The organism is Kribbella albertanoniae, from assembly GCF_004348455.1.
Lineage (GTDB): Bacteria > Actinomycetota > Actinomycetes > Propionibacteriales > Kribbellaceae > Kribbella > Kribbella albertanoniae.
On record NZ_SMKA01000487.1, the window covers coordinates 1 to 2,397 of the forward strand.

Consider the following 2,397-nt stretch of genomic DNA (forward strand, 5'->3'; position numbering starts at 1 on the left):
GGGCTGAGGGGAGCGGCCAGTCGGGGGGTGCGGTCCAGGACTGCCAGTTGTCGTTGAAGGGAGCGGTCCAGGCTTGGATTTCGGTCACTGCCTGGTGGGCGGTGGCGGTGATGGCGTCGGCTTGGGCCTGGGTGAAGCGGCCGGCCAGGACGGCGCCTTCGAGTTCGTCCTCGTCCTTCCAGTGAATCTCCCGATCGGGGGTGATCCAGAGGTCGAGGACGTGGTCCTGGGTGGTGGTACGGCGGGCCTCGTAGTCGCGGGTGTGCGGGTCCTCGAGGTTCACGTACCAGCCGTGGAACGTTCCGTCGGAACCCCAGAAGTACCAGACGGACCAGGGCTTCCCGGCGGGGGCGACCTTCAGGATGCCGGTGCCGTGCCAGATGTCGAGCTTCAGGACACGGGGTTCGGTGAACATGCCGACCGGGCCGGCGTGCCGGAGTTCACGGCCGTCAGCCAGCACCGTCTTCAGCAGCGGGGTGCGCGGGGCGAGCCAGGCGACCAAGCCGTCGGCGTCGTCGCGGACGACCGTCATCGGCCGGACGGTGGGCAGGTTGAAATCGTTGGCGTAGACCCACTCGATCGTGGTCCCGGGAGTCCAGTAGGTCACGACACGGCCGGCCGCGTCATGGACAGTACGTCGAGGGCCGCGTCCAGCTGCTCTTCGGTCAGATCGCCGTTCGCGACGTGGCCGTTCTCGATGACGACCTCGCGAATCGTCTTGCCCTGCTTCAAGGCGCTCTTCGCGACCGCGGCCGCGTTCTCGTACCCGATGTAGCGGTTCAACGGCGTCACGATCGACGGCGACGACTCAGCCAACGCGCGAGCATGTGCGACGTTCGCGGTGATGCCGTCGACGCAGCGCTCGGCGAGCAGGCGGGAGGCGTTGCTGAGCAGGGTGATCGACTCGAGCAGGTTGCGCGCGATCACCGGCAGCATCACGTTCAGCTCGAAGTTGCCGCCGGCACCGGCCACGGTGATCGTGGTGTCGTTGCCGATCACCTGGGCGGCGACCATCAGCGTGGCCTCGCAGATCACCGGATTCACCTTGCCCGGCATGATGCTCGACCCGGGCTGCAGATCCGGCAGCGCGATCTCACCGAGCCCGGCGCGCGGCCCGGAACCCATCCAGCGCAGGTCGTTGCAGATCTTCGTCAGGCTGACCGCGATCGTCTTCAGCTGCCCCGACAACTCCACGAGCCCGTCGCGAGCACCCTGCGCCTCGAAGTGGTCTTCGGCCTCGGTCAGCTCGAGACCGGTACGGCGGTTCAGCTCCACGATCACGGCCGCCGCGAACCCAGGCGGAGTGTTGATCCCAGTCCCCACCGCAGTCCCACCCAACGGCAGCTCGGATACCCGCGGCAGCGACGACCGCACGCGCTCCGCACCCCGCCGTACCTGCTGGGCATAGCCGTTGAACTCCTGCCCCAGCGTCACCGGCGTCGCGTCCATCAGGTGCGTGCGCCCCGACTTCACCACCTCGGCGAACTCGGTGCCCTTCCGCGACAGCGACTCCACCAGTACGTCGAGCGCCGGCAGCAGCTCGCGGACGACCCCGGCCGTCGCCGCCACGTGGATCGCCGAGGGGAAGGTGTCGTTGCTCGACTGCGACGCGTTCACGTGGTCGTTCGGATGCACGTCCACGCCCGCCTGGGTTGCCAGGGTCGCGAGAACCTCGTTCACGTTCATGTTGGTCGACGTACCGGAACCGGTCTGGAACACGTCGATCGGGAACTCGGCGTCGAACGCCCCCGAGGTCACCTGATCGGCCGCGGCCACGATCGCGGCCGACCGCTCCGCGTCCAGCACCCCGAGCTCGGCGTTCACGACGGCCGCCGAGGCCTTGATCTGCGCGAGCGCATGCACCAGCTCCGGGGCGAGCGGTCGGCCGGAGATCGGGAAGTTCTCCACCGCGCGCTGGGTCTGTGCCCGCCACAACGCGTCCTTGGGGACCTTGACCTCGCCCATGGTGTCGTGCTCGATCCGGTATTCCACGTTCTCGCCCATACCAGTCAGCCTACGTCGCCCCCTGGTAGACGTAGTAGAGCTCCTCCCGCCCCTGCAGCACCACCGGGACCGGCGTCACCTGGCACGCCCCGAAGACCACTTCCACCGCCTCCCCCAACGCCGGCGACTCCGACGACGACCACACCGTCAGCACGCCACCGGCCCGCAACCGCTCCCGGCAGACGCTCAGGAACGACGACTCGTAGATGGCCGAATTCTCGTTGTACACAAGGAAGTCCGGCCCGTTGTCCACATCCAGCAGGATCGCGTCGTACGACGCCTTCTGCGCCGCCGCGATCACCGCCCGCACGTCCCCGACCTGCACCGACACCCGCGGATCGTCGAGCACCGAAGGCACCAACCCGCCCCGCATCCACCCCACCAGCTCAGGCT

Annotated in this window: 3 protein-coding genes; all 3 read right to left on the reverse strand. The window is 68.3% G+C overall.

Annotated elements, in window-relative coordinates; all coding sequences use genetic code 11:
- Positions 1 to 607: DUF402 domain-containing protein (locus E1261_RS44390; protein ID WP_238176850.1), on the reverse strand; the 607-nt coding region annotated here is incomplete at its 3' end.
- Positions 604 to 2,004 (reverse strand): class II fumarate hydratase, encoded by a 1,401-nt coding sequence (locus E1261_RS44395; protein ID WP_132416341.1) that lies wholly within the window; start codon positions 2,002 to 2,004, stop codon positions 604 to 606. The genes E1261_RS44395 and E1261_RS44390, both read right to left, overlap by 4 nt.
- 10 nt (positions 2,005 to 2,014) lie before the next feature.
- On the reverse strand, positions 2,015 to 2,397 hold a 383-nt coding region (locus tag E1261_RS44400; protein WP_476703280.1), incomplete at its 5' end, for a polyamine aminopropyltransferase.